The organism is Romboutsia sp. 13368, from assembly GCF_018336475.1.
In the GTDB taxonomy this organism is placed as follows: Bacteria; Bacillota; Clostridia; order Peptostreptococcales; family Peptostreptococcaceae; genus Romboutsia.
On sequence record NZ_CP048741.1, the window covers coordinates 721,161 to 722,260 of the forward strand.

Consider the following 1,100-nt stretch of genomic DNA (forward strand, 5'->3'; position numbering starts at 1 on the left):
ATTAAATATAACTATATTGTAGTAAATTAACTAGAACAACAATGTAAATTAAACAGGAGATATGTTATATTAAATTAAAAAAATATGAATATAAAAAGTTAATTACCTTAATTTACCGCAATAAAATATTATAAATTGTTTATAAATATACCTGTAGGGTATATAGATAAAGATAATTTATAATAACAAAAAAAGGAGATTAATAGAATGATAAGAGTATGCCCATATTGTTCAAATATAAATGTAGATAAATTAAAAAAGACTATAGGAGAAGAAAATGTTAAAACTGGATGCATAGGTGCATGTAGATCATTTTCTAAGGAAGCAGTAGGAAAAATAAATGGAGAGCTTGTTATAAAGCAAACTGAAGAAGAATTTTTAGAAGCTGCAAAAAATCATAAATAAAGAGGATTTTTAACAAAAACATTTAACTTCATATAWWAATATATTAAGATTTGATTTAAAGATAATAACTATAGTTTTATACGCATAAAAGATAGTAGCTATATAGCTACTATTTTTTTAATATATATTCTTTATGAAGTACCCAAGTATTATTTTCCCACTTATATATACAAATATTATCAAAATTACAATCAAAATCACAAGGTATATTACTTACGTAGTTTAATAAATCATTAAATATATTTTTTATCTTTTTAGAACTTATAGTAATATGAAATACTTTATTTTTACCATCTAACTTATCAAACTTTATGTAATTAACCGTACTCATAGCATCTATTAAATTATCATGAAGGATTTTTCCTTCTTCACTCATAAATACTTTCATAAATATAACTCTATCATCAAAATGGTCATAACCTTTTACTTTATAAGGCGCACAGTAGTTTTCTTTACTAAATTCTTCTAAGATATTTTCTAATTCAATTATATTATCAGCTTCAAATGGAGCTTTAATAGTAAAGTGTGCAGGCAGTTTAGATGATTTAGCATTAAATTTTTCATAGACTTCTTTTCTTAAATTATTATTAAAAATACCAGCTTTTCCTTTAACTACACTTACAATGACATATCTCATAAAACTCTCCTTTATATTTCAACTTAATTATATATATAATATAATGTACTATATAAAT

Annotated in this window: 2 protein-coding genes; one reads left to right on the forward strand and one right to left on the reverse strand. The window is 22.1% G+C overall.

What is annotated here, in order from left to right:
- Positions 1-207 precede the first annotated feature (207 nt).
- Positions 208-405, forward strand: a complete 198-nt coding sequence (locus G3997_RS02860) for a DUF1450 domain-containing protein (protein WP_296647778.1) — start codon at positions 208-210, stop codon at positions 403-405.
- 109 nt (positions 406-514) lie between these two features.
- Here G3997_RS02860 and G3997_RS02865 read toward each other — a convergent pair whose 3' ends face one another.
- Positions 515-1,042 carry a 2'-5' RNA ligase family protein gene (locus tag G3997_RS02865; RefSeq protein WP_296647782.1) on the reverse strand — a complete coding sequence of 176 codons (528 nt, stop codon included), beginning with the start codon at positions 1,040-1,042 and terminating at the stop codon, positions 515-517.
- Positions 1,043-1,100: the final 58 nt, after the last annotated feature.